The sequence below is a fragment of the Gudongella oleilytica genome, from assembly GCF_004101785.1.
GTDB classification, from domain to species: Bacteria; Bacillota; Clostridia; order Tissierellales; family Tissierellaceae; genus Gudongella; species Gudongella oleilytica.
Genome location: NZ_CP035130.1, coordinates 1,228,366 through 1,250,388 on the forward strand (window position 1 = coordinate 1,228,366; position 22,023 = coordinate 1,250,388).

The 22,023-nt window shown below is 41.2% G+C and carries 20 protein-coding genes; 3 read left to right on the forward strand and 17 right to left on the reverse strand.

From position 1 onward, the window contains the following. Positions 1–6 precede the first annotated feature (6 nt). Entirely contained in the window at positions 7–1,203 is a 1,197-nt protein-coding gene (locus EC328_RS05750) for a pyridoxal phosphate-dependent aminotransferase (RefSeq protein WP_128425907.1), read from the forward strand. A 643-nt stretch (positions 1,204–1,846) separates the two neighbouring features. Then, positions 1,847–2,821, forward strand: coding sequence for a tyrosine recombinase XerC (locus tag EC328_RS05755; protein ID WP_128425908.1), 975 nt, complete (start codon positions 1,847–1,849; stop codon positions 2,819–2,821). Here EC328_RS05755 and yneA read toward each other — a convergent pair. Beyond that, a complete protein-coding gene (gene yneA / locus EC328_RS05760) occupies positions 2,818–3,135 on the reverse strand; it encodes a cell division suppressor protein YneA (RefSeq protein ID WP_164906043.1) in 318 nt (105 codons plus the stop codon). The two genes, EC328_RS05755 and yneA, sit on opposite strands and share 4 nt — an antisense overlap. A 172-nt stretch (positions 3,136–3,307) precedes the next feature. Between yneA and lexA the strand changes: the two genes are divergently transcribed. Next, a complete protein-coding gene (gene lexA, locus EC328_RS05765) occupies positions 3,308–3,925 on the forward strand; it encodes a transcriptional repressor LexA (RefSeq protein WP_128425910.1) in 618 nt (205 codons plus the stop codon). 93 nt (positions 3,926–4,018) lie between these two features. Here lexA and EC328_RS05770 read toward each other — a convergent pair whose 3' ends face one another. The 16 genes from EC328_RS05770 to EC328_RS05845 all read right to left on the reverse strand — a co-directional run bounded on the left by EC328_RS05770 (position 4,019) and on the right by EC328_RS05845 (position 22,022). After that, positions 4,019–5,308 (reverse strand): methionine gamma-lyase family protein, encoded by a 1,290-nt coding sequence (locus tag EC328_RS05770; protein ID WP_128425911.1) that lies wholly within the window; start codon positions 5,306–5,308, stop codon positions 4,019–4,021. Between the two features lie 55 nt (positions 5,309–5,363). Beyond that, positions 5,364–5,585 (reverse strand): RNA chaperone Hfq, encoded by a 222-nt coding sequence (gene hfq, locus EC328_RS05775; protein WP_128425912.1) that lies wholly within the window; start codon positions 5,583–5,585, stop codon positions 5,364–5,366. Next, positions 5,585–6,535 carry a tRNA (adenosine(37)-N6)-dimethylallyltransferase MiaA gene (miaA, locus tag EC328_RS05780; protein WP_128425913.1) on the reverse strand — a complete coding sequence of 317 codons (951 nt, stop codon included), beginning with the start codon at positions 6,533–6,535 and terminating at the stop codon, positions 5,585–5,587. Before miaA ends, hfq begins: the two co-directional genes overlap by 1 nt. Before the next feature lie 9 nt (positions 6,536–6,544). Beyond that, a complete protein-coding gene (mutL, locus tag EC328_RS05785) occupies positions 6,545–8,350 on the reverse strand; it encodes a DNA mismatch repair endonuclease MutL (RefSeq protein WP_128425914.1) in 1,806 nt (601 codons plus the stop codon). A 5-nt stretch (positions 8,351–8,355) separates the two neighbouring features. Then, on the reverse strand, positions 8,356–10,968 hold the full coding sequence (gene mutS, locus EC328_RS05790; protein WP_128425915.1) for a DNA mismatch repair protein MutS: 2,613 nt from the start codon (positions 10,966–10,968) through the stop codon (positions 8,356–8,358). Between the two features lie 12 nt (positions 10,969–10,980). Then, positions 10,981–12,297, reverse strand: a complete 1,317-nt coding sequence (gene miaB / locus EC328_RS05795; protein ID WP_128425916.1) for a tRNA (N6-isopentenyl adenosine(37)-C2)-methylthiotransferase MiaB — start codon at positions 12,295–12,297, stop codon at positions 10,981–10,983. A gap of 37 nt (positions 12,298–12,334) precedes the next feature. Further along, positions 12,335–13,327 (reverse strand): M42 family metallopeptidase, encoded by a 993-nt coding sequence (locus tag EC328_RS05800; protein ID WP_128425917.1) that lies wholly within the window; start codon positions 13,325–13,327, stop codon positions 12,335–12,337. Next, a complete protein-coding gene (locus EC328_RS05805; protein ID WP_128425918.1) occupies positions 13,327–14,349 on the reverse strand; it encodes a M42 family metallopeptidase in 1,023 nt (340 codons plus the stop codon). The genes EC328_RS05800 and EC328_RS05805 overlap by 1 nt, the downstream gene beginning before the upstream one ends. Further along, the gene (locus tag EC328_RS05810; protein WP_128425919.1) at positions 14,340–15,392 is read right to left on the reverse strand and encodes a M42 family metallopeptidase; all 1,053 of its coding nucleotides are present in this window, start codon (positions 15,390–15,392) and stop codon (positions 14,340–14,342) included. The genes EC328_RS05805 and EC328_RS05810 overlap by 10 nt, the downstream gene beginning before the upstream one ends. A gap of 70 nt (positions 15,393–15,462) precedes the next feature. After that, positions 15,463–17,505 (reverse strand): bifunctional 4-hydroxy-3-methylbut-2-enyl diphosphate reductase/30S ribosomal protein S1, encoded by a 2,043-nt coding sequence (locus tag EC328_RS05815; RefSeq protein ID WP_128425920.1) that lies wholly within the window; start codon positions 17,503–17,505, stop codon positions 15,463–15,465. Positions 17,506–17,508: 3 nt separating this feature from the next. Then, positions 17,509–18,087: a lysophospholipid acyltransferase family protein gene (locus EC328_RS05820; protein ID WP_240671455.1), complete on the reverse strand. Its 579-nt coding sequence runs from the start codon at positions 18,085–18,087 to the stop codon at positions 17,509–17,511. A 16-nt stretch (positions 18,088–18,103) separates the two neighbouring features. Then, a complete protein-coding gene (cmk, locus tag EC328_RS05825; RefSeq protein WP_128425921.1) occupies positions 18,104–18,796 on the reverse strand; it encodes a (d)CMP kinase in 693 nt (230 codons plus the stop codon). A gap of 45 nt (positions 18,797–18,841) precedes the next feature. After that, positions 18,842–19,204, reverse strand: a complete 363-nt coding sequence (gene aroH / locus EC328_RS05830) for a chorismate mutase (RefSeq protein ID WP_128425922.1) — start codon at positions 19,202–19,204, stop codon at positions 18,842–18,844. Positions 19,205–19,255: 51 nt separating this feature from the next. After that, positions 19,256–20,476 carry a BaiN/RdsA family NAD(P)/FAD-dependent oxidoreductase gene (locus EC328_RS05835; RefSeq protein WP_128425923.1) on the reverse strand — a complete coding sequence of 407 codons (1,221 nt, stop codon included), beginning with the start codon at positions 20,474–20,476 and terminating at the stop codon, positions 19,256–19,258. 136 nt (positions 20,477–20,612) lie between these two features. Continuing rightward, a complete protein-coding gene (locus EC328_RS05840) occupies positions 20,613–21,479 on the reverse strand; it encodes a MurR/RpiR family transcriptional regulator (RefSeq protein WP_128425924.1) in 867 nt (288 codons plus the stop codon). Positions 21,480–21,494: 15 nt separating this feature from the next. After that, complete coding sequence (locus EC328_RS05845; protein ID WP_128425925.1) at positions 21,495–22,022, reverse strand: 2-oxoacid:acceptor oxidoreductase family protein; 528 nt, start codon at positions 22,020–22,022, stop codon at positions 21,495–21,497. Position 22,023 lies beyond the last annotated feature (1 nt).

The window sequence follows — 22,023 nt, forward strand, 5'->3', positions numbered from 1 at the left end:
AGTTAAATGGAGTTTAATCTATCCAAGAAGGGTCTATCAATCGAGCCATCAGTTACCCTGGAGATAACTGCAAAGGCTGCAGCTATGAGAGCAGCTGGTGAAAAAGTAATAAGTTTCAGTGTTGGGGAGCCTGATTTCAATACTCCTGAAAATATTCAGGATGCTGGGGTTGAGGCAATTAGAAAAGGTGTTACAAAATATACACCTGCTTCTGGAACTCTTGATTTAAAAGTGGCTATATGTAAAAAGCTTAAGGAAGACAACGGACTTGAATATAAGCCCACTGAGATCGTTGTTTCTAACGGAGGAAAGCATTCGCTTTACAATGCCCTAATGGCAATACTTAATCCTGGAGATGAGGTTATTTTCAGTGCACCTTATTGGGTAAGCTATCCTGAATTGGTTATGATTGCAGGTGGTGAACCCGTAATTATTCCTACTTTTGAGGGAAAGGAGTTTAAATTCAACTCAGCAGATCTCGATAAATACAAGACCGATAAGACGAAAGCATTGATCATAAACAGCCCCAGCAATCCGACTGGTTCAGTCTACAGCAGGGAAGAGCTTCAGGATATAGCGGACTGGGCAATTAAAAACGATATATTTGTTATCTCCGATGAGTTATATGAAAAATTGGTCTATGATGGTGAGGAGCATATAAGTATTGCTTCCTTGAATGATGATATCAAGAGACTTACTATAATTGTAAATGGTATGTCTAAGGCTTATGCAATGACTGGTTGGAGGATTGGTTATACAGCATGCCATGAGAAAATAACTAAGATCATGTCTAATATACAGAGTCATACAACTTCAAATCCAAGCTCAATTTCACAATATGCTAGCGTTGAGGGACTCTTGGGAGACCAAACTAGTATTTTCCAAATGAGAGATGAATTTGATCACAGAAGAAAAAGAATGGTCGAACTTATTAATGATATCAAGGACCTTAGTTGCCTAAATCCAAAGGGTGCTTTCTATGTTATGTTAAATTCTTCACAATATTACGGCAGAGAAGTAGAGGGCATGAAAATTGAAAACTCAGTTGACTTTACAAATCTTCTATTGGATAAGTGCAGGATTGCAGTAGTACCTGGAATAGCTTTTGGAGATGACAATTATGTGAGATTGTCATATGCAACTTCTATGGAAAATATTGAAGAAGGTCTCGAAAGAGTCAAAAATTTGCTGGGAGCTAAATAATAACACCATGCAATAAAAACTCAGGCGATGGTTTACATAATTATATTACGTAAACCATCGCCTGAGTTTTTATTATGGTCCGAGAGATGATTAACAATAAAGTAATACATCGTAAATATTTTCAGAGCTTTATAGTTTTAATTCTCACCTAAAAAGGCTCTTTTGGGAAATCATATATATGTTTACAAAAAACGAGGCCTCAGAATCGATTTTAAGACCTCTAAAATATAAAAAGCATACAACAACATGCCTTGCTACGATCAAAGGTATAAGGAGCGGTGCAAGGTCATACAAGCAGGATCCTGACCCAGGGCATTCTTGAAAATAAGTTTATTCTATAAATAGAATTAAAGATCAAAATTATCTATGTATTTTACAAAATATCGACAAAATAAGATTTGACTAATGTTTAGTTTGATGAATGATATGATCATTATTTAAGACGCCAAAATCACAAGACTCTGAGGTTATTGGAAATATAGTTGAGTGCTAATAATTAAACTCAATAATAGTGACAGCAAAATATTTATTCATTACGAAGCAATAGAAAAAAAGTTGCATTTTCAATGGTTATATGGTATCATATTATTAGTCACAAAATAACTATTTTGTGACTAATAATATAAAAAAAGAGGTCATTTTCATGAAAATACCCCAGATACTCGAGGACTACCTGGATTATATGGAAACAATCAAAGGAACCTCCTCCAATACTGTCAAGGAATACTATTTTGACCTAAGGACCTTTCTGAGATTTTTAAAGCTTCGATTCAAAATGGTCGACAGCTCAGTTGAATTCGATGATATTCCGATTGATGACATAGATGTCGAGCTTCTAAGAAAAGTGTCCATACAGGATCTTCATGCCTATATTTCCTATACTGACAAGAAGCGCTCCAATAGTAGTTCTACCCGAGCACGTAAAGTAGCTTCTGTGAGGTCCTTTTTCAAATATCTGGCCAACCGAGTTAACCTGCTTGAAAAAAATCCTGCTGAGCAGCTGGAATTTCCCAAGACAGATGACAGATATCCTGTATACCTGACGCTTGAGCAGGCTGAAACACTGTTAAATACAGTGCTTTCAGTTGAAAATGAGCTATACCGTGCAAGAGATTATGCAATTATTATGTTGTTTTTAAATTGTGGTCTGCGTCTGTCAGAGCTATCAAGCATCAATCTGGACAAGATCAACGGCGGTGATAATCTGACTGTCATTGGTAAAGGCAACAAGGAAAGAACTATATTTCTTAACGAGGCGTGTGTTGAAGCTATAACAGACTATATAAACGTACGTCCCTCCTCCCCTGGGGAAAAAGCATTGTTTCTCAGCAAAAGAAAGCAACGCCTCAGCAACCGAGCTATACAGCACATGATAGATAAATACCTTCAAAAGTCCGGTCTTGATCCAACCGTCTATTCTACTCACAAATTAAGACATACTGCTGCTACTCTTATGTATAAGTATGGTAATGTTGACATAAGGGCTCTTCAGGAGATCCTTGGGCATGAATCAGTCTCCACGACACAGATATACACTCACCTGGACGATGAAAGGCTTAGAGATGCCATAAAGTCAAACCCTCTAGCAAACAGGAAGAAAAAAAGCAACGATTATTAGTCGTTGCTTGCAATCATTGGTATCAACAGCCTTTCTCCTTCATAGATCATACTGGTCTGCAGGTTGTTGTGCTCCTTTATTTCATATATGAGTTTTCTAATGTCATAGTCTTCTGGTGCGTATTCAAGTGCGATCTCCCACAGGCTGTCACCAGCGGTTACAAGGTGCTCCTCATATTTTGTTTCCAGCTCTGATCCATAAGCGCCTGACATGTTGAACAAAGTGAATAAAATAAGTGAAGCAACGGCAATGATCAGTGTTATGAAGGTAAAAAATCTGGTTTGGTTTACAATGACATATCTTTTCGCTTTCAATATTAACACCTCGCGTTTAGTGTACATGTGTTCGATTACTTAAATCATACACGAACGCTTGTTCTGTGTCAATAGCTTTTGCAAAAATAATCGAACTCATGTTTGATTATTTTTGTTAGCTGTGATATAATCAACAAAACAGGTGTTCTATCTAATAAGCGAGGTGGATTCTATGTATGAAGATCTAACCAGGAAACAGACTGACATATTGCTATACATCAAACGAGAAGCTGCAACAAAGGGTTATCCACCGACAGTGAGAGAAATATGTAACGCTGTCAGGTTGCGCTCCCCCTCTTCGGTTCATGCCCATCTGAATACTCTGGAGACCAAGGGCTATATTAGAAGAGATCCTACAAAGCCTAGGGCTATCGAAATCGTTGGTGTTGATTCGGACATTAATTTTCGGAAGAGACAGACTGTTGACGTTCCAATTGTTGGACGTGTCACTGCAGGAGCCCCTATTCTCGCTGTTGAAAATATCGAGGATACCTTCCCACTCCCTCTTGAGGATGTTGAAGGTCAAAATGTATTCATGCTGAAGGTTCAGGGAGAAAGTATGATAGATGCAGGGATAATGGATGGAGATCTTGTTCTTGTTAAAGAACAAAAAACTGCCCAGAATGGAGACATAGTGGTTGCACTGTTGGGAGAAGAAGCTACTGTAAAGAGATTTTATAAGGAAACGGACAGAATAAGGCTGCAGCCTGAGAATCAATTTATGGAGCCCATATATTCAACTGAAGTCGTAATACTTGGCAAGGTAAAGGGTCTGTTTAGAAAGTATTGATCTTCAAAACTATATAAATCAGGTTTGAGGGCTTTAGTATCACCTCAGACCTGATTTGTTTTTACAATAAATTCATTAATTAAACTTAATATTTTATAGTGTTATTAAGCCTTTTACATAAAGATTGTTAAGTGATTTTAATACTCCCAATTTGCAATGATCATATGTCAGTCCACCCTGGAAATATGCATAGTACGGCTCTCTCATAGGACCATCGGCACTTAATTCGATCGATGATCCCTCAATAAATCCTCCTGCAGCCATAATGACCTTATCCGCATACCCAGGCATATCCCAGGCTTCAGGTATAACATAAGAATCGACTGTAGATGCAGCTTGTATCCCTTTGCAGAATTCACTTACCCTCTCTTCTGTCTGAAGCTCAATGCCCTGGATGATGTCACTTCTTATATCATCCAACTCAGGAACGATTTTAAAACCCAGGTTTTTATATACTTTTCCCATTAGTAGTGCTCCCTTTACTGCCTCCATAGTTATATGTGGTGCAAGGAACAATCCCTGCATCGTAGTCCTGTTTGTACCAAATGTCAATCCTGTGTCCTTTCCCAAACCTGGAGCGGTCAATCTATTAGCGACCAAATCCACAAGATCCTCTCCACCAACTACATATCCTCCTGAAAGTGCCAGGCCACCGCCTGGATTCTTTATGAGCGATCCTGCAATTATGTCTGCTCCAATCTCTAATGGTTCCCTCTCCTCCAAAAATTCACCATAGCAGTTATCCACCATTACAATCTTTTCAGGAAATCTATTTTTTACCGCAGAAATTGCTTCCTCCAGCTCAGATACGGTAAAAGCTCTCCTATCGCTGTAGCCGGTGGATCTCTGGAAAGCAACTATTTTCGTTGAATCTTCAATTGAATCAAGAATAGCCTCTATATCCATTAAATTATTTTTCAATGGTACTTCCTTGTAGCTGACTCCATAATCTATCAGAGACCCTCCCATGCTGCCCTTGGTACCTATAACCTTTAAGAGCGTGTCATAAGGCTTACCTGTAGCGTAGAGAAGCTGATCCCCAGGTCTTAATATACCTGAGAGGGTAAGATTCAGGGCATGTGTACCCGAAGCAATCGCAGGTCTAACCAGAGCACTTTCTCCTCTGAATACTCTGGCGAATATACTTTCAATCTTTTCTCTTCCCACATCTCCGTAGCCATAGCCTGTAGTCCAGTAAAAATCTGTGGAGCTTAGTCTGTTAAACTGCATAGCCTCAATTACCTTAAACTGATTAAACTCCCTAATTGTATCAAGTTCACTGAAGTGAGGCTTAATCTCTTCTTCACTATAAGAAACATAATCAATAACAGCTTCATTGATCCCCATATGTTTACATAAATAATTTCTGGTAAACTCATTCATTATTCCAATCCTCCTATAGCAAATTAAAAGTCTCTGTCATCAGAGACTTTTAATCCTAATATTCAAAGCTTACTACCTTGTTGGGTATTATTGTGGATATTGCATGCTTGTAGATCAACTGTTGCTTGTCATCAGCATCTAATACGATCGTATAGCTGTCAAATCCCTTAACATAACCCTTTATCTGATAGCCGTTCACAAGAAAAACCGTAATTAGGATACCATCCTTTCTCGCGGTGTTCAAAAATTGGTCCTGCAGGTTCAGCCCTTGCTTCATTATAGACCCTCCTTGTCATTAAGCCTTTCTATATCATTTATAAGAAAGCTGAATAAATCAGCTTTATCATCAAAAGTGTCAATATCTATCCATTTAATTCTATTATCTCTTCTAAACCATGTCAATTGCCTTTTAGCATAATTCCTGGATCCCTGTTTTATTCTGTTGACAGCTTCATCGAGAGTGCACTCTCCGTATAGGTATTGGCATATCTCCTTATAACCTATTGCCTGCATAGATTGGAGTTCTCTGTGATATCCCTTAAGGAGGAGATTTTTGACCTCCTCGGCCAGACCCTTGTCCATCATTAAATCGACACGATGATTGATCCTGTCATAGAGCTTTTCCCGATCCATGTTCAGACAGTAATATGAAAGTTCATATCTTTCTGTCTCCTTGCGGAAGCTGCCTCCCTGTGCGCTTAAGGATTCGCCAGTAGCCTTGTAAACCTCGAGAGCCCTGATTATCCTCTTTTTATCTTTTGGTCCAAGTCTGGATGCAGACTCTTCATCCACCTTTTTAAGCATATCCAGAAGGTACTGACCTCCCGATTCCATGTACATCGTCTCCAGCTCAGCTCTGTAATCAGGCAGAGGTTCTATTCTGCCAAATTCAAGATCATACACTAATGAGTTTATATATAGACCGGTTCCGCCAACAACTATTGGAAGTTTCCCCTTTTCGTTGATTTCAGATATAAGACTCTTGGCATACTCACTGTACATAGCAACAGAAAATTCCTGATCGGGGTCTAAAAAATCAATAAGGTGATGAGGTATGCCCTCCATTTCATCCCTTGACACCTTTGCTGTTCCAATATCCATGTAACGATATATTTGCATCGAGTCAGCAGATATTATTTCACCATTCAAAGCCTTTGCAATGGCTATGGATAGATCAGTCTTACCTGTTGCCGTCGGCCCGGCCAACACTACAAGCTTTTCCTTCATATCATTCACCTACATTATCCTCAAAAATTTCTTTTCAAGCTCTTGTCTGGTCATCTTGACAACTGTTGGTCTTCCGTGAGGACAGGTAAGTGGATTTTCGCAGTCCATTAGCTGTGTCAGTAACGAGTCTATTTCTCTATTATCCAGCTTATCTCCCGCCTTCACAGCCTTGGTACAAGCAATTTTCATGATCCTGTCAAGCCTTATTTCATAGGGGAGGGTCAAACCTTCCTCCAAACCGTCAAGAATCTCTATAAATAAACCCCTGCCGTCCGGACTCCCGAATATCATTGGAACGCCTCGCAGGATTATGCTTCTGTCGCCAAATGCTTCCGTCTCAAATCCAAGCAGATTGAAAAATTCAAGATTATCCATAGTCTTCCTGTATTCGCCAGGCGTAAGCTCAATTACTATTGGTGAAAGAAGCTGTTGAACAGCTATAGATTCACTCAAAAAGTCTGCTTTGAGTCTTTCATACATTATTCTTTCATGGGCTGCATGCTGATCTATTATCCACATAGATCCATCCTGTCTGTCTTCCGTAATTATATAGGTATCAAAAATGACCCCTATTGGGTTAAGTGCCTCAAAATTGATCTCTTCTCGTACACTTGATTCTTTATTTCCGCCATTGTGGATAGAATTCTCATTATCTGAAGGCACTGTTTTCTCATAATCAACCGCAGTGTAATCTCTGATTACAAGTGCTGAGTTTGTGATTACCTGCTCGATCTCGTTCTTAGGGCTGCTTAATTCCCACAGCTTCGGAGCTTCTTTTTCACTTTTATTCTGTCTGAAACTCTCATTTCTTACCTCAGGGATTCTTAACAATTCTCTTAAGCTGTCCTTAAACCCGAGCTCTATGGCCTCGTATATCTTACTGTCTGAAGAAAAGCGGATTTCCTGTTTTGTAGGATGGATATTTACATCGAGATCAGCTGGGTCCATGTGTAAATATAATACAAATAACGGATATCTGTTTATGGGTATGATTGAGCTGTACTGCTGCTCGACTATTCTTGATAATCTGTAATCCACAACATACCTTCCATTTACAAAGAGATATTGATGGTTTCTGTTGCCTCTGTATAGATTATTATTAGATATAAAGCCGTCTATAGACAATTTATCTGACTTAAGCGAGAAAGGTATAAGGCCTCTTGCAACATCTCTTCCCAAAAGCTGAAATATAGCTGCAAAAGCATCCCCTTTCCCATTGGTACTGAATATTATTTTAGAATCCTTTATATACTTAAAGGAAGTTCCAGGGTTTCCAATGGCAAGCTTAACCAATATATCACCTATTTGCCCATCCTCTGTGCTGTTGCTCTTAAGAAACCTTCTCCTTACGGGTACATTCTGAAAAAGTTCTCTAACTATCATAGTTGTGCCCACCGGAGTTCCTGCAGGAGATATTCCAATAACTGCAGCATTTTCTACCTTTGCCTGAATCCCCGAGCTTGAAAAATCAGTTCTGGTCATGACCTCCATTTTAGATACTGCAGCAATACTTGACAATGCCTCTCCTCTGAAGCCCAGTGTAGATATGTTTTCAAGATCCTCAGCCGAAGATAACTTTGAGGTAGTATGTCTCTCAAAAGCTATCAGAAGATCCTCCTTATCCATTCCCTCTCCATTGTCAGTTACCCTTATAAGAGACTTCCCCGCATCCTGGGTCTCAACGATTATCTGGGTTGCGCCTGCATCAAGTGAATTTTCCACCAGCTCCTTCACTATAGAGGCTGGTCTCTCAATCACCTCACCTGCAGCTATCTTTGAAATTGTAATACTATCCAGAACCTTTATCTTATTCATGCGGGTCACTCCTTGAGATTCCTGGCATCTTCAACAAGGCTGTTGAGGAGATTCAAAGCCTCTATAGGTGTCAACTGGTTAACTTCAACATTTTTAACTCTGTCAATAAAGAAATCCTTTTTGTAATCCAATAGATCCAATTGCTTTTGATTTGGCTTCATAACGGGCTTATGAAGATTAAAGGTATGGCTCCCCTCGATCATAGACAATATTTCATTTGCCCGTTGAATAATTTCCCTTCTGATCCCAGCCAAACGAGCCACCTGTATCCCAAAGCTCTGACTGGTACTCCCTCTTACTACCTTCCTTAAAAAGACTACGTCTTCTCCTCTCTCTTCCGCCAAAATAGTATAGTTAACTATACCTCTTGCCTTTGACTCAAGCTGAGTAAGTTCGTGGTAGTGTGTTGCAAATAGGGTCTTTGCTTTTATATGATCGGCTATATGCTCGATTACGGACCATGCTATGCTAAGTCCGTCATAGGTGCTTGTACCCCGGCCTACCTCATCGAGTATCAGCAGGCTGTGCTTGGTTGCATACCTCAGGATATTGGAAACCTCAGTCATTTCGACCATAAACGTGCTCTCTCCCTGAGAAAGGTTATCGGAAGCACCTATCCTGGTAAAAATTCGATCGACAATTCCAATGTCAGCCTCTTTGGCGGGGACAAAGGATCCCATTTGTGCCAATAGAACTATAATGGCTGTTTGCCTCATAAAGGTCGACTTACCGGCCATATTTGGGCCTGTAATTATGTGCAACATATTTTCTCTATTATCCATTTCGATATCATTTGGGACAAATAACTGGTGTTCTATGACTGCCTCAACTACAGGGTGCCTTCCTTCTCTTATGCTTATTACTCCCCTGTTGTTTAATTTAGGTCTTGTAAAGCCATTGGCAGAAGCAACTTTTGCAAGACCTCCAATACAATCCAGCACTGCGAGGAGCTTTCCTGTTTTCTGCAATCTCGTAAGCTGCTTTTTAATGTAATCTCTTAGCTCCTGGAAAATCTCGTATTCAAGCTGAACAGCCTTCTCTTCAGCTCCAACTACCTTTTCCTCCAGCCTTTTAAGCTCTTCAGTATAATATCTTTCAGAGTTGGCAAGAGTCTGTTTTCTGATATAATCATCTGGCACCAAAGAAAGGTTTGTCTTTGTAATGTCGATATAATAACCCATTACCCTGTTGTATCCGACCTTCAGCGTTTTTATACCTGTTCTTTGACGTTCCTTCTGCTCCAGCTGGGCAAGCCATTCCTTTCCCATACTCCCGCTGCTTCTCAGCTCATCCAGTTCCTGACTGCTGCCGCTCTTTATAAAGCCTCCCTCCTTAACTGAAAGAGGAGGGTCATCGATAATAGTTTCATTTAAAATTTTATACAGATCATCAAGAGGATCCATTTCTTCCTGCAGTCTTTGAAGATTGTCCAGCTCTGTACTGTCCAAAATAGATTTCAGTTGAGGAAGCTGTGAGATAGACTGCCTCAAAGCTGCCATATCTCTGGCAGTACAATTTCCGGTAGCAATTTTACTGCTAAGTCTTTCTATATCATACACTTCTCTTAGAATTTCTCTTACTTCATCAAGAGTGATCGGATTATCAACAAAAAACTCGACCATATCAAGTCTTGAATTAATCTGGGTCCTATCAAGCAAAGGCTGTTCCAGCCACTTCTTAAGCAGCCTTCCGCCCATAGCGGTTTGTGTCTTGTCAAGTATGCCTATAAGAGCTCCCTTGCGTTCTCTTGACCTTAAAGTCTCATGTATCTCGAGATTTGTTCTGGTACTTATGTCCATAAGCATATATTGTTGCGGCTCATAATGCTGCAGCTCCATTATATGCTCCAGTCTGTTGAATTGAGTATCCTTCAGATATCCAATTAATCTGGATGCAGAAATCGCACTGTATACCTTGCCCTTAAGCCGGTTTCTTACGTTTGGGTCACCATCAAAAAATTCCTCTATCAGCTTAAGACTGCTGTCAATGTTCAAAGATGGATCTTCCACAAGGTTGATGTATGGATCTATTTTTACCTTAATAGTCGACATAATTTTTTTATTGTCTACTAAACCGTTATTGCATATTATTTCAGAAGGCATGATTTTTCCAAGCTCATCCAGAAGGAACCTTGAGCTGTTCTCTATCTCACCAATAAACTCAGTTGTAAACATTTCACCTGTAGAATTGTCAACATAGGATATTCCCGCACCATAATCATCAAAATAAACCGAGGCAAGAAAATTATTAGTCTTTTCATCCAAAGCACCTGGGTCTATTATTGTCCCTGGAGTTACTATCCTTGTGACCTGTCTTTTCACCAGTCCTTTTGCAAGTGCAGGATCCTCCATTTGCTCACAGACAGCAACCTTGTGACCCTTGTCAACGAGTCTGGAAATATAAGTCTCTGCCACATGGTGAGGTACACCGCACATAGGAGCTTTTTCGTCAAGACCGCAGTCTCGTCCTGTCAGTGCAATCTCAAGCTCTCTTGATGCTATCTTGGCATCCTCAAAAAACATTTCATAGAAATCGCCCATTCTGAAGAAAAGCAGGGAATCTTTATTTTGATTTTTCATGGCCATATACTGCTGCATCATAGGCGTCAGCTGACTCATATTATCCTCCCTTTATACCAGAACTCCTTCAAGAGTAAATGTCTTTGCTTCTCGTATATCAATATTGACAAGTTTGCCGATCAAATCCTCGGTTCCTCGGAAGTGGACCAGTTTTCCACCATCTGTTCTTCCACTGAGCATGTTCTCGTCATTCTTGCTGACCTCTTCTACTAAGACCTTCTGTATGGTCCCGATAAGCCTCCTGTTGAGCTCAAGTCCGATTGGATGAAGCGTGTCAAGAAGTCTTTGGAATCGCTCATGCTTTAATTCATCAGACACCTGGTCATGCATGGAAGCTGCTTTTGTTCCCTCCCTTACAGAATAAAGAAATGTGAAGGCAGAATCAAATCTGACCTCCTGGCATAGCCTTACGGTATCCATAAAATCCTCCTCGGTCTCACCAGGAAAGCCCACGATCAAATCTGTCGTAATCGAAATATCAGGAACCAGTTCCTTTATCCAGGATACCTTCTCAAGATAATCCTCTCTGGTATAGTTCCTGTTCATACTCCTCAATATCCTGTTGCTCCCCGATTGTACCGGAAGGTGAAGGTGCGGAGAGAGCTTATCAAGGCTTGTGTAAGCCAGGGCAAGTTCTCTGGAAAAGTCCTTTGGATGTGAGGTCATAAACCTTATGCGCTCAATTCCATCAATCTCATTGATATCCTTTAATAGGTCAACAAAACTATAATCTCTGTCAAGTGTTTTACCGTATGAATTTACATTTTGTCCAAGCAGTGTTATTTCCTTGGTCCCATTCGCCGCAAGATCAGTTATTTCCCTGATAATCGATTCTGGATCCCTGCTCTTCTCCCTGCCTCTCGTATAAGGAACGATACAGTAGGTACAAAAGTTATTACACCCATACATGATGTTCACATATGACTTGTAGGAGTATTTCCTGTCAGCTTCAACTGATTCCTCTATTTCCCTGGTGTCTTCAACAATATCCACTACAAGCTTTCCGCTTTCTTGATGTCTGTTTAACAGCTGTGGCAGCTTGTGTATGTTATTTGTTCCAAATACTATGTCAATGTGTCTGTGTTTCTTAAGAAAATAGCTTCTGATATCGTCTCTTTGCATCATACAGCCACAAAGAGCTAAAACAATCTCAGGTTTTCTTCTCTTAAGCTCCTTCAGCTCGCCTAACTGTCCAAAAACCCTGTCCTCTGCACTCTTTCTCACTGCACAGGTATTGAATATAATAACATCTGCCTCTTCCTTATCCATGGTAGGACCATAGCCCATACCCTCCATTATCCAGGCGATCTTCTCAGAGTCGTGCTCATTCATTTGGCAGCCAAAAGTATTAATTAAAACCTTTTTCATTAAATGCTTCTCTCCTCAATGATTACTATATTATTCCCTACAGCCTTTCCTCGAGATATGCTGTCAGTAGGGCTACACAATTGGTTATATCCTCCTTGGATGCCATCTCTACCGTGGAGTGTACATACCTTGTTGGTATCGATATTACACCAGAAGGCACTCCCGTCTTGTTCATGTGGATTGCTCCGGAGTCAGTGCCTCCAAATTCAAGGACCTCCATTTGGTATGGTATCCCTTTCTCTTTTGCCAGATGAACAAGTCTTTCCCTGACGACAGGGTGCGATATCACAGAATTGTCCTTTACCTTTATTGCTGCTCCTTTATGAAGGCCGACTGCAAATCTTTTCGCCTTTGGAGTGTCTCCATGTATTGTTACATCGACAGCAATACCGAAATCAGGATCGACTCCATACGCCGCAGTCCTGGCTCCTCTAAGACCAACCTCCTCCTGAACTGAGAAAACGAAGTACAGATCGTTCTCGGTCGTCTGGATGGACTTTAAAGCTTCAATAGCGACAAAGCAACCAACTCTGTCGTCAAGATAAGGAGTAAAGACTACGTTGGAATTCTCAGAGTAATCTGCGTGATAAACGCAAATATCACCTATGCTCACACTCATCTCCGCTTCTTCCTTTGTTTTAGCCCCTATATCAATGTACATATCCTCAAGCTTAAGCTTTGATAGGTCCTCAACAGGCTCAGAATATATCGCTCCAACTGTACCGTTTTCAAATATGACCCTCTGACTGAAGGTTACTGCAGGTGAAATTCCACCTATATTGCCAAATCTTAAAAAACCATCCTTGTCAATATCAGTTATTATTAATCCTATCTGATCCATGTGGGCAGATATCATCACCTTTTTCCCAGGACCTTTTTTACGTGCTATCAGATTTCCAAGGGCATCGGTAGACAATTCATCCACGTGATCTTTTATCTCATTTGAGATAACCTCTCTAATGAGGTGTTCCCTACTTGATGGTCCGTAAACCATAACAATTTTTTTAAGCAGTTCACTATTAAAAACCATTATAAAGCCTCCTTTTCCAAATCAGATATGACTGCCTTGACCAATGCCAGAGTATTATCATAATCAAACTTGCTGATTACAGAAAGAGGACTGTGGATATATCTCGTAGGCACGGATATAGCAGTAGTAATACATCCAGTTTTGGAGGTATGGATACTTCCTGAATCATTTCCCCCCATTGAAGTCTTTCTGTACTGATACTTAATGTTATTCTTTTCAGCTACCTCAACTATCCATTTTCTGAAAGCTGCATCATATATTGTTGCTCTGTCAACAAGAGATATTGCTGGTCCGTTTCCCATAACAGTAGGAATATCGTATGTATCCAGATCAGGCATCTCATAACAGATCGTTCCCTCAAGTATTATTGCTACATCAGGTTCGACAGTGTATGCGGCTGGCCCAGCTCCAACCAGACCAACTTCCTCCATAACTGTAAAGACACCATGGATTTCAGTGTCAATTGAGGACTTCAAAAGCTCTACAAGTATTGCACAACCTACTCTGTTATCAAGAGCTTTAGCTTTGATCCTGTCATCTCCAAACTCCTCGTATTGAGTATCGAAGACTGCATAATCGCCAATAGAAACTATCTTTTCTGCCTCTTCCCTGGATGATGCTCCAATATCAATATATAGCTCGTTTATGTCCAGGACCTTGGTCCATTCGTTTCTCTTCTGAAGATGTATCGGCTTGGAGCCTATTACACCCTTGATCTTATCCTTGCCTACCACAACAGTTTTGGAAACGAGCACTCTCTTATCTATACCGCCTACAGTCAGGAATTTCAGCAATCCTGCAGAATCTATTTCCTTTATCATAAGACCTACCTCGTCCATGTGAGCAGTTACCATGACCCTTCCTGCTGCAGGAGTTTTACCACTCTTGTAGGCTATTACGTTTCCAATCCCGTCTATTCGAACAGAATCGACAAAGGGACTGATCTCATGAATTATTATGTCTCTGACTTCCTTCTCATTTCCTGAGGCTCCACAAGCCTCGGTGAGTCTCTTTAAAAACATAACAATCCCTCCAGTTCTCCCTCTTTCACAGAGTTGGTGAATTGAGCCAGCAACCTGGCGGTATGATGGATATCCTCGAGATCCAAAAGCTCAACTGAGGTATGCATATACCTTAAAGGTATCGATACAACAAGTGCAGGTATACCCTCCTTAGTGATTTGCATAGCTCTCGCATCGGTACCGGTCGGTCCTGGTGCTACATCCTTCTGACAGGGGATACCATGGACCTTTCCAGTTTCGAACAACCTCTTCACGAGAGTTGGATGGACATTGCCGCCTATTGTTATTCCAGGCCCTTTTCCTAGCTCAATGGTATCTGCCTTTTCAAGCTCGGGAGTCGTTCCAAAACCCACATCGACAGCTATTCCAATATCCGGTTGGATATGATAGGTGGAAGTGAAGGCTCCAGTCATCGATACCTCCTCCTGAACAGTTGCGACCATGTAGACGTCCGGATAATGATTCATACCATGTAACATTTTTAATGTCTCTAAAAGAGCTGCAACACCTGCTCTGTCATCCATAGCCTTTCCTGCAGCCTTGGTGTTCAATAGCTTAACAGTGTTTCTTTTTACAGTAATAGTATCACCAATGGATACTAACTCCAGAAGCTTTTCCTTGGAATAGCCTGTATCAATTATCATATCCTCAAGCTTTATAGCTTCCTCCTGCTCCTTTGCGTCCTGCAAATGTGGAGGCTTTGATCCAACTACACCCAATATAGTCTCGACACCATGTACCCAGACCTCCTGCCCTATAGTAGTCCTTGGATCAATACCGCCGATTGTAGTAAATCTTATAAAGCCATTATCCTCGATATATTTTACCATGAAGCCGATCTCATCAAGATGTGCTGCCATCATTATCTTGACTGCTCCATCGCCAGATCCTTTTTTATGTGCTATAACATTGCCCATCTTATCGATCTTGACTGAATCGCATAATGGAGTAAAAGCGTCTATTACCGCCTTGCTCAACATGTACTCAAACCCAGAGACACCATGACCATTGGTCAATAGCTCTAAAAATTCATATTTATCCAAGCCTCATCCCTCCTCATAAAAGAAAATGGGTTAAAAATTAATTTAACCCATTTGGAATGTTCGATCACGATTACTTAGTTTCCTCATCATCACCGGCAACTGATTCTTCTGCTTCAGCTTCCTCAACGACTGCCTCTTCAGCAACTGTTTCCTCAACGGCTGTATATTCAGCGATGGGTTCCTCAACAGCCTCAGCTTCCATTTCTGCTTCTGCTGGCTCTACTGAGTCCTCAATTGCATCTTTTGCGCTCAGGCTGATCTTCTTGTCAGCTTCGTTGATCTCAGTTATCTTTACCATAAGCTTTTGACCAAGCTTTAGTACATCAGAAGGCTTCTCGACATGTTCTTTGGAAATCTGAGATACATGAAGCAATCCATCGACTCCCTTTATCACTCGTACGAATGCTCCGAAATCGAGAATGTTTACTATCTCTCCTTCTATAACGTCGCCGACCTTATAGTCTCTTACAAACACTTCCCATGGCTCTTCTGTAGTTTGCTTCAAGCCAAGTGATATTCTGTTTTTATCCATATCAAATGCAAGTACCTTTACCTCAACCTTGTCGCCTTCCTTAAGGACATCTGATGGATGCTTGACTCTGAACCATGCAAGATCAGAAATATGGATAAGCCCATCGATTCCGCCAAGATCTACGAAAGCACCAAAGTCAGTAAGTCTTTGAACAGTACCTGCCAGCGTCTTGCCTACCTCTATCGTCTCCCAAAGAGCTTTTCTCTTGGCATCGGACTCAGTTTTTTCTATCGCTTTTCTGGAAAGGATCATTCTTCTCTTCTGTATATCGAAATCAATTATTTTAGCCCTTAGGGTCTTACCCTTGAACTGGTTCAAATCTGAAACATAACTCATTGATATCTGTGATGCTGGCATAAATCCGTTAACACTGTTAACCATGACGGTTAGTCCGCCCTTAACTGCATTAATTACTTTTGCTTCTACGATTTCCTCATTCTTGAAGGATTCCTCAAGAACCTCCCAATCCTTAATGAAGCCAACCCTTTTAGCTGAAAGAACAACGTTTCCTTCTCCATCGTCAAGCTTAACTACAAATACGTCTATCTCGTCGCCAACCTTGAAAAGGTCCTTAGGATTTACATCGCCATCCTTTGACAGCTCATCTCTTGTGATTATACCATCGCTTTTGTAATTGATATTGACCATTACCTCATTGTTTGTTACATAGAGCACAGTTCCTTTGAGGACCTCTCCCCTGTTGATTCTCTTGAATGAGCTCTCGATTGCTTCCATCATCTCATCTTTGTTGTAGTTCTCCATTACCTTAACAGCCTCCTTAATTATCCGGTCAGGTGTTGAAGCACCTGCGGTTATTCCTATTGTATTAAAATTTTGTAGCTCTTGTAAAGCTAATTCTTCCACTGTTTCTATAAGATAAACATTATTGCAGTACTTTCTGCTGATTTCTGCTAACTTGGTCGTGTTTGAGCTGGTTTTCCCGCCGATCACTATCATGGCATCAACTGTTTGAGCCAGCTCTGCAGCTGAATCCTGCCTTGCTCTGGTGGCATTGCAGATCGTATTGAATACCTCTGATTCTCCAGATTTCTCCTTGACGATATCAGATAAAAGCTGAAACTTTTCAAGTCTGTTGGTAGTCTGAGACACTACACATACTTTTTCAAGTTTTGGAAGCTGCATCGCTTCTTCCTCTGAATTGATGATGAATGCCTTGTCGTTGCACCAGCCATTTATCCCTACTACCTCCGGGTGCTCGGGATCTCCTATTATTACTATGTCATAACCTTTTTCACTGTAAGCCCTAACTCTTTTATGCACTGCCTTTACGTATGGGCAGGTACAGTCGATTACTGAGAGACCCATCTGTTCAGCTTTATCCTGAATGGTCTCCGGAACCCCGTGTGATCTGAATATAAGCCTCCCCATCTCAAGGTCCTCAAAGCTCTCAAGAGTTGTAAGTCCTTTTTCCTCAAGTTCTTCTACAGCCTGGGGATTATGGATCAATGGTCCGTAAGAATATACCCTTTCACCATCCTTATCAAGCTCTTCAAGAGTCATTTTGACAGCTCGGTCTACACCGAAACAGAATCCTGCATTTTTTGCTATTATTATTTCCAACGTCTAACCTCCCAACGTGTAGATCCTTGTCAGGATGTCCTGACTTAATTCTGTATATTTTTCATTTTCAAGTTTGCCGGGATTACTTGCAGCATAATCCTCCGGACTACCTATGATGATCTCAACTGGACTAAATAATTTATAAGTGCTCCTCATAAAAACCGGGAGGACCGGTGCCTTTGCCTTTATGGCCAATAAAGCTACTCCCGCCTTGGCATTATCAGGATTATATTCCTTTACCCTTGTACCCTCGGGGAATATCCCAAGCACTCTTTCATCCTTTAATATCCTAAGGGCAGTTTTTACTGCAGATATGTCGGCAATTTGCCTGTCTACGGGGAAGACGCCAAGCCAGGACAAAGGTATAGCCATGATTTTCTTTTCGAAAAGCTCTTTTTTCCCCATCCAGGCAATCTTCCTGGGGAAAAAAGCTGCAAGAACAATGGGATCCCAGTTGCTCATATGATTCGCACATAAAACCAGTCTTCCTTCAGCGGGTACGTTGATTGCCCCACTTACCCTTACTCTGAAGATGATCTTAAATAGGACAAAAGCTATAGTTTTGACCACTGTATAGAACAATCCCACTCTCCCCCCTTTATTCCAATTGGTTTTCTGACTCATCAGCCATGATTTTACTATTCCTGACAATGGAAATGATATGCTCCACTGCCTCCTCAATAGTCATGTGAGTCGTATCCACCAGATATGAATCATCGGTTCTTGTTAAAGGCGATTCCTCTCTGGTGCTGTCGAAGGTATCCCGTCTTTTGATATCCGCAATCGTGTCCTCAAGAGTGATCCCCTCAACGCCATTTTCAAGGAGCTCGAGGTATCTTCTTCTGCCTCTTTCCTCTGCAGTTGCAGTTACGAAAAACTTAAAATCAGCAAAAGGGAGTACAACCGTCGTAATATCTCTCCCGTCCATCACAACAGACTTCCTTTTGCTCATCTCCTGCTGGAGACTGACCATTTTCTCCCGTACAGCCTTGTAGCTGGCTATATAGGAAACATTCCTTGTGATGCTTCCCTCACGGATCTCATCATCCACGGCAGCTCCGTCGAGAATTATTCTGTTATCCCTGAAATCTATATTTGTAGACTCAAGAAGGGTCAGTACCATTCTTTCGTCTGTGGGATCAATGCCGTTATTTAATACCTTTAGAGTGTACGCACGATACATAGCCCCGGTGTCAATGTACTGGAAGCCGAGTCTTTCAGCTGTTATCTTTGCTACTGTACTTTTACCTGCTCCTGCAGGGCCATCTATAGCTATTGAAACATGTTTCATCGCGGTGCCTCCTAAAAAGAAATAACCACCCATGGGTGGTTTGTATCAAGTAGCTAAGTCAGGCCTGAGGCTTCTGGCACCTTTGAGATAAACATGACGGACACTTCCCTGTCCTTCATCGGAATCATATAAAATCATAACCCGAATGCATTTTTCAAGGCTGCCTTCCACAGCCATCTCACCAAAACACATAAGTCCACAATTTACATATCCCATATCCCTGACGGCTTTAGCAGGGTATGCCTTATCCAAATCTCCGGTGGCAGAAAAAATCATGCTGACGACCCTGTCTCTTTGCAGATGGTTTTCTTCCTCAATCTTCCCCAATAGCTCCAAAGTTCCATCCAGGATAGCTTCCTGGGTATTCTCCTCAACAGTAATAGCCCCTCGTATTGACACTACACTCATACAAACTCTCCTTTACAATTATATAATATCATGCGTAGGTAAACAAGCTATTTATACATTAATTCCAGCCAAATAGCCGGTAGAATATGCGATTTGAAGATTATATCCACCAGTTAAAGCATCTATATCTATTATCTCACCTGCAAAGTACAAGCCAGGCACTATCCTCGACTCCATGGTCGATGGATTTACCTCCTGGACCTTGATCCCTCCTGATGTAACGATTGCTTCATCAAGAGGTCTGAAGCCTTTGAACTGCAAAGGAAACGCCTTTATAGCCTCAAGAAGTTTGCTTCGCTCTTCTCTTGTAATCTGATTTACGGTCTTTTCGGGATAAATTCCTGAAACCTGAATAATCAAAGGTATCAGCTTTTGAGGCAAAAGATCATTCAGAGCGTTTTTAAGCTGCTTATTCTTATATTCCTGAAAATCTCTCAATAGCCTGTTATCAAGGGTTTCATCATCCAATGCAGGTTTAAGGTCGAGAGTAAGAACTGGTTTATTCTTCAGCCTGTTAATATGGTTGCTCATGGTAAGTACGATAGGCCCGGATATGCCAAAATGTGTGAAAATCATCTCCCCGAACTCTTCATGTATAAGCTTTTTGTCACTATAGGCTCGCAGAGTAACGTTCTTAAGGGATAATCCCATCAAGTCCTTAAGCCACGGCTCTTCAAGCTCAATTGGGACAAGGGATGGCTTTAATTCAGTTACAGTATGCCCGAAGGCCCTTGCCATTTTGTACCCGTCACCCTCAGAACCGGTAGCTGGGTAGCTGGCACCCCCAGTTGCAATGACCAGCCTGTCAAACTGCATTTTTTCTCCAGTGGTCAATACAACCATAAAGATGTTGTCCTCCATATAGACGTGACTTACCCTGGAATTTAATAGCACTTCTGCTCCCATATGATCCAGGTACTTCTGAAAAGCCTTTATCACATCACTTGATTTATCGCTTTCAGGGAAAACTCTGTTCCCCCTTTCAACCTTCGTATTTAATCCGTAGCTCTCCAGAAGTCTTATGATTGCTTCATTATCGAATGTATACAGACTGCTGTATAAAAATTCCCTGTTGCTTATAATATTATCAAAAAACTCACTGATCGGCGATGCGTTTGTAATGTTGCATCTACCTTTTCCTGTTATGAAAAGCTTCTTTCCAAGCTGTTTATTTTTTTCGATCAATGTAACGTCATGTCCTCTTCCGGCAGCTGCTCCCGCTGCCATTATACCCGCAGGGCCGCCTCCGATCACACCAACTCTTGTAGTCATATACCTTCCTCCTTAGTAGGAATAGTATAACAAAAAACGGGCAGGAATACTTATCATTTATGATAATATTAAATATGATTATTGTCTGTAAAATATTGGCCTGCACTTTATAAATATGCAGGCTCGATTGATTTTACTATTGGTTATTTTCGTCGTAGATACTATATTTCTTCCAGACGCTTTCAAGCTCTTCGAAATAAGGTGTTATATCCTCATCCTTGATGCTCGAAACCGCAATTATAAATGCATTGATCAGGCTCATAGGCGCAACAAGTGAATCCACAAAGGACAACATGTCGCTCCTAGCTATCAATGTCAGATGTGCCTTGGATGCCGCAGGAGAAATAAGGCTGTCTGTAAAGCTTATTACTTTGCAGCCCTTAGTCATTGCATACTCCATAGCCTCAAGGGTTCTTTTTGAATACCTCGGATATGTTATGCAGATTATTACATCGTCCTTTCCGACCTTCGCCAGCTGCTCAAATATGTCGTTAGGCCCAGGTTCCACAAGTCTGACATTGTCGAAAATAAAGTTTAAGTAAAAAGCCAGATAACCGGATAGAAAGGATGAGCTTCTTAAGCCCATTATATATATCTTTTTGCTTGATGCAACGTACTCCACAGCCTTGTGGAAGTTTCCAAAGTCAATATCCGACAAAGTCTTTTTAAGATTATCAATATCTTTTTCAATCACTCTGGAAATTGAATTCTCATTCTTGGTGAATTCATCGGACAGGCTAAGTCTCTGCACTGTGGTCAGTTTGTTCCTTATGACCTCCTGAAGTTCCTTTTGAAGCTCCTTGTATCCATCGTAACCGATAGCATTGGCGAACCGTACTACTGTAGATTCACTCACTCCCAGGATGGAACCAAGCGAAGCCGCCGTCATAAATGCAGCCTTATCATAATGGTTTATCATATACTCTGCTATGATCTTCTGTCCCTTGCTAAGTCTGGAATAGCTGTCCTGAATGGTTTTAATAACGTTCTGACTGCTGATCATTATCCGATGGCCCCTCTATGATACTAAATTGTAGCCCTCGACAAGGGCTTTTTTATTCAGTTCCTCAGTTCCCTTAGGTACTCTGGATAAAACTGCCTTTTCAAGAGCCTCCTCAGAAACCAGACCTGTAATGCTGTTTATAGCGCCAAGTGCAACTATATTGGCAACCATCGGCTTACCGAGTTTTTCCTCAGCTGTAGAAAGTATTGGAATCCTGAATATTTTAATATCCTCTCTTTCGGGCATTTCAACGGTCGTATCTATGACCAGTATCCCACCGGGTTCCAGATTTTTAAGATACTTATCGCATGACAGCTGTGTCAGAGAGAGAAGGAAATTGCACTCCTCGACCTTCGGGAAGGTTATCTCTGAATCACTTATGATTACCTCGGCTTTACTTGCTCCGCCTCGCGCCTCCGGTCCATAGGACTGTGACTGCAGCGCATTCTTGCCATCCAGTATGGCTGCCTCTGCAAGAATGATCCCCCCTGTTATCAAACCCTGTCCTCCAGAGCCGGACAATCTCATTTCCCAACGCTTCATC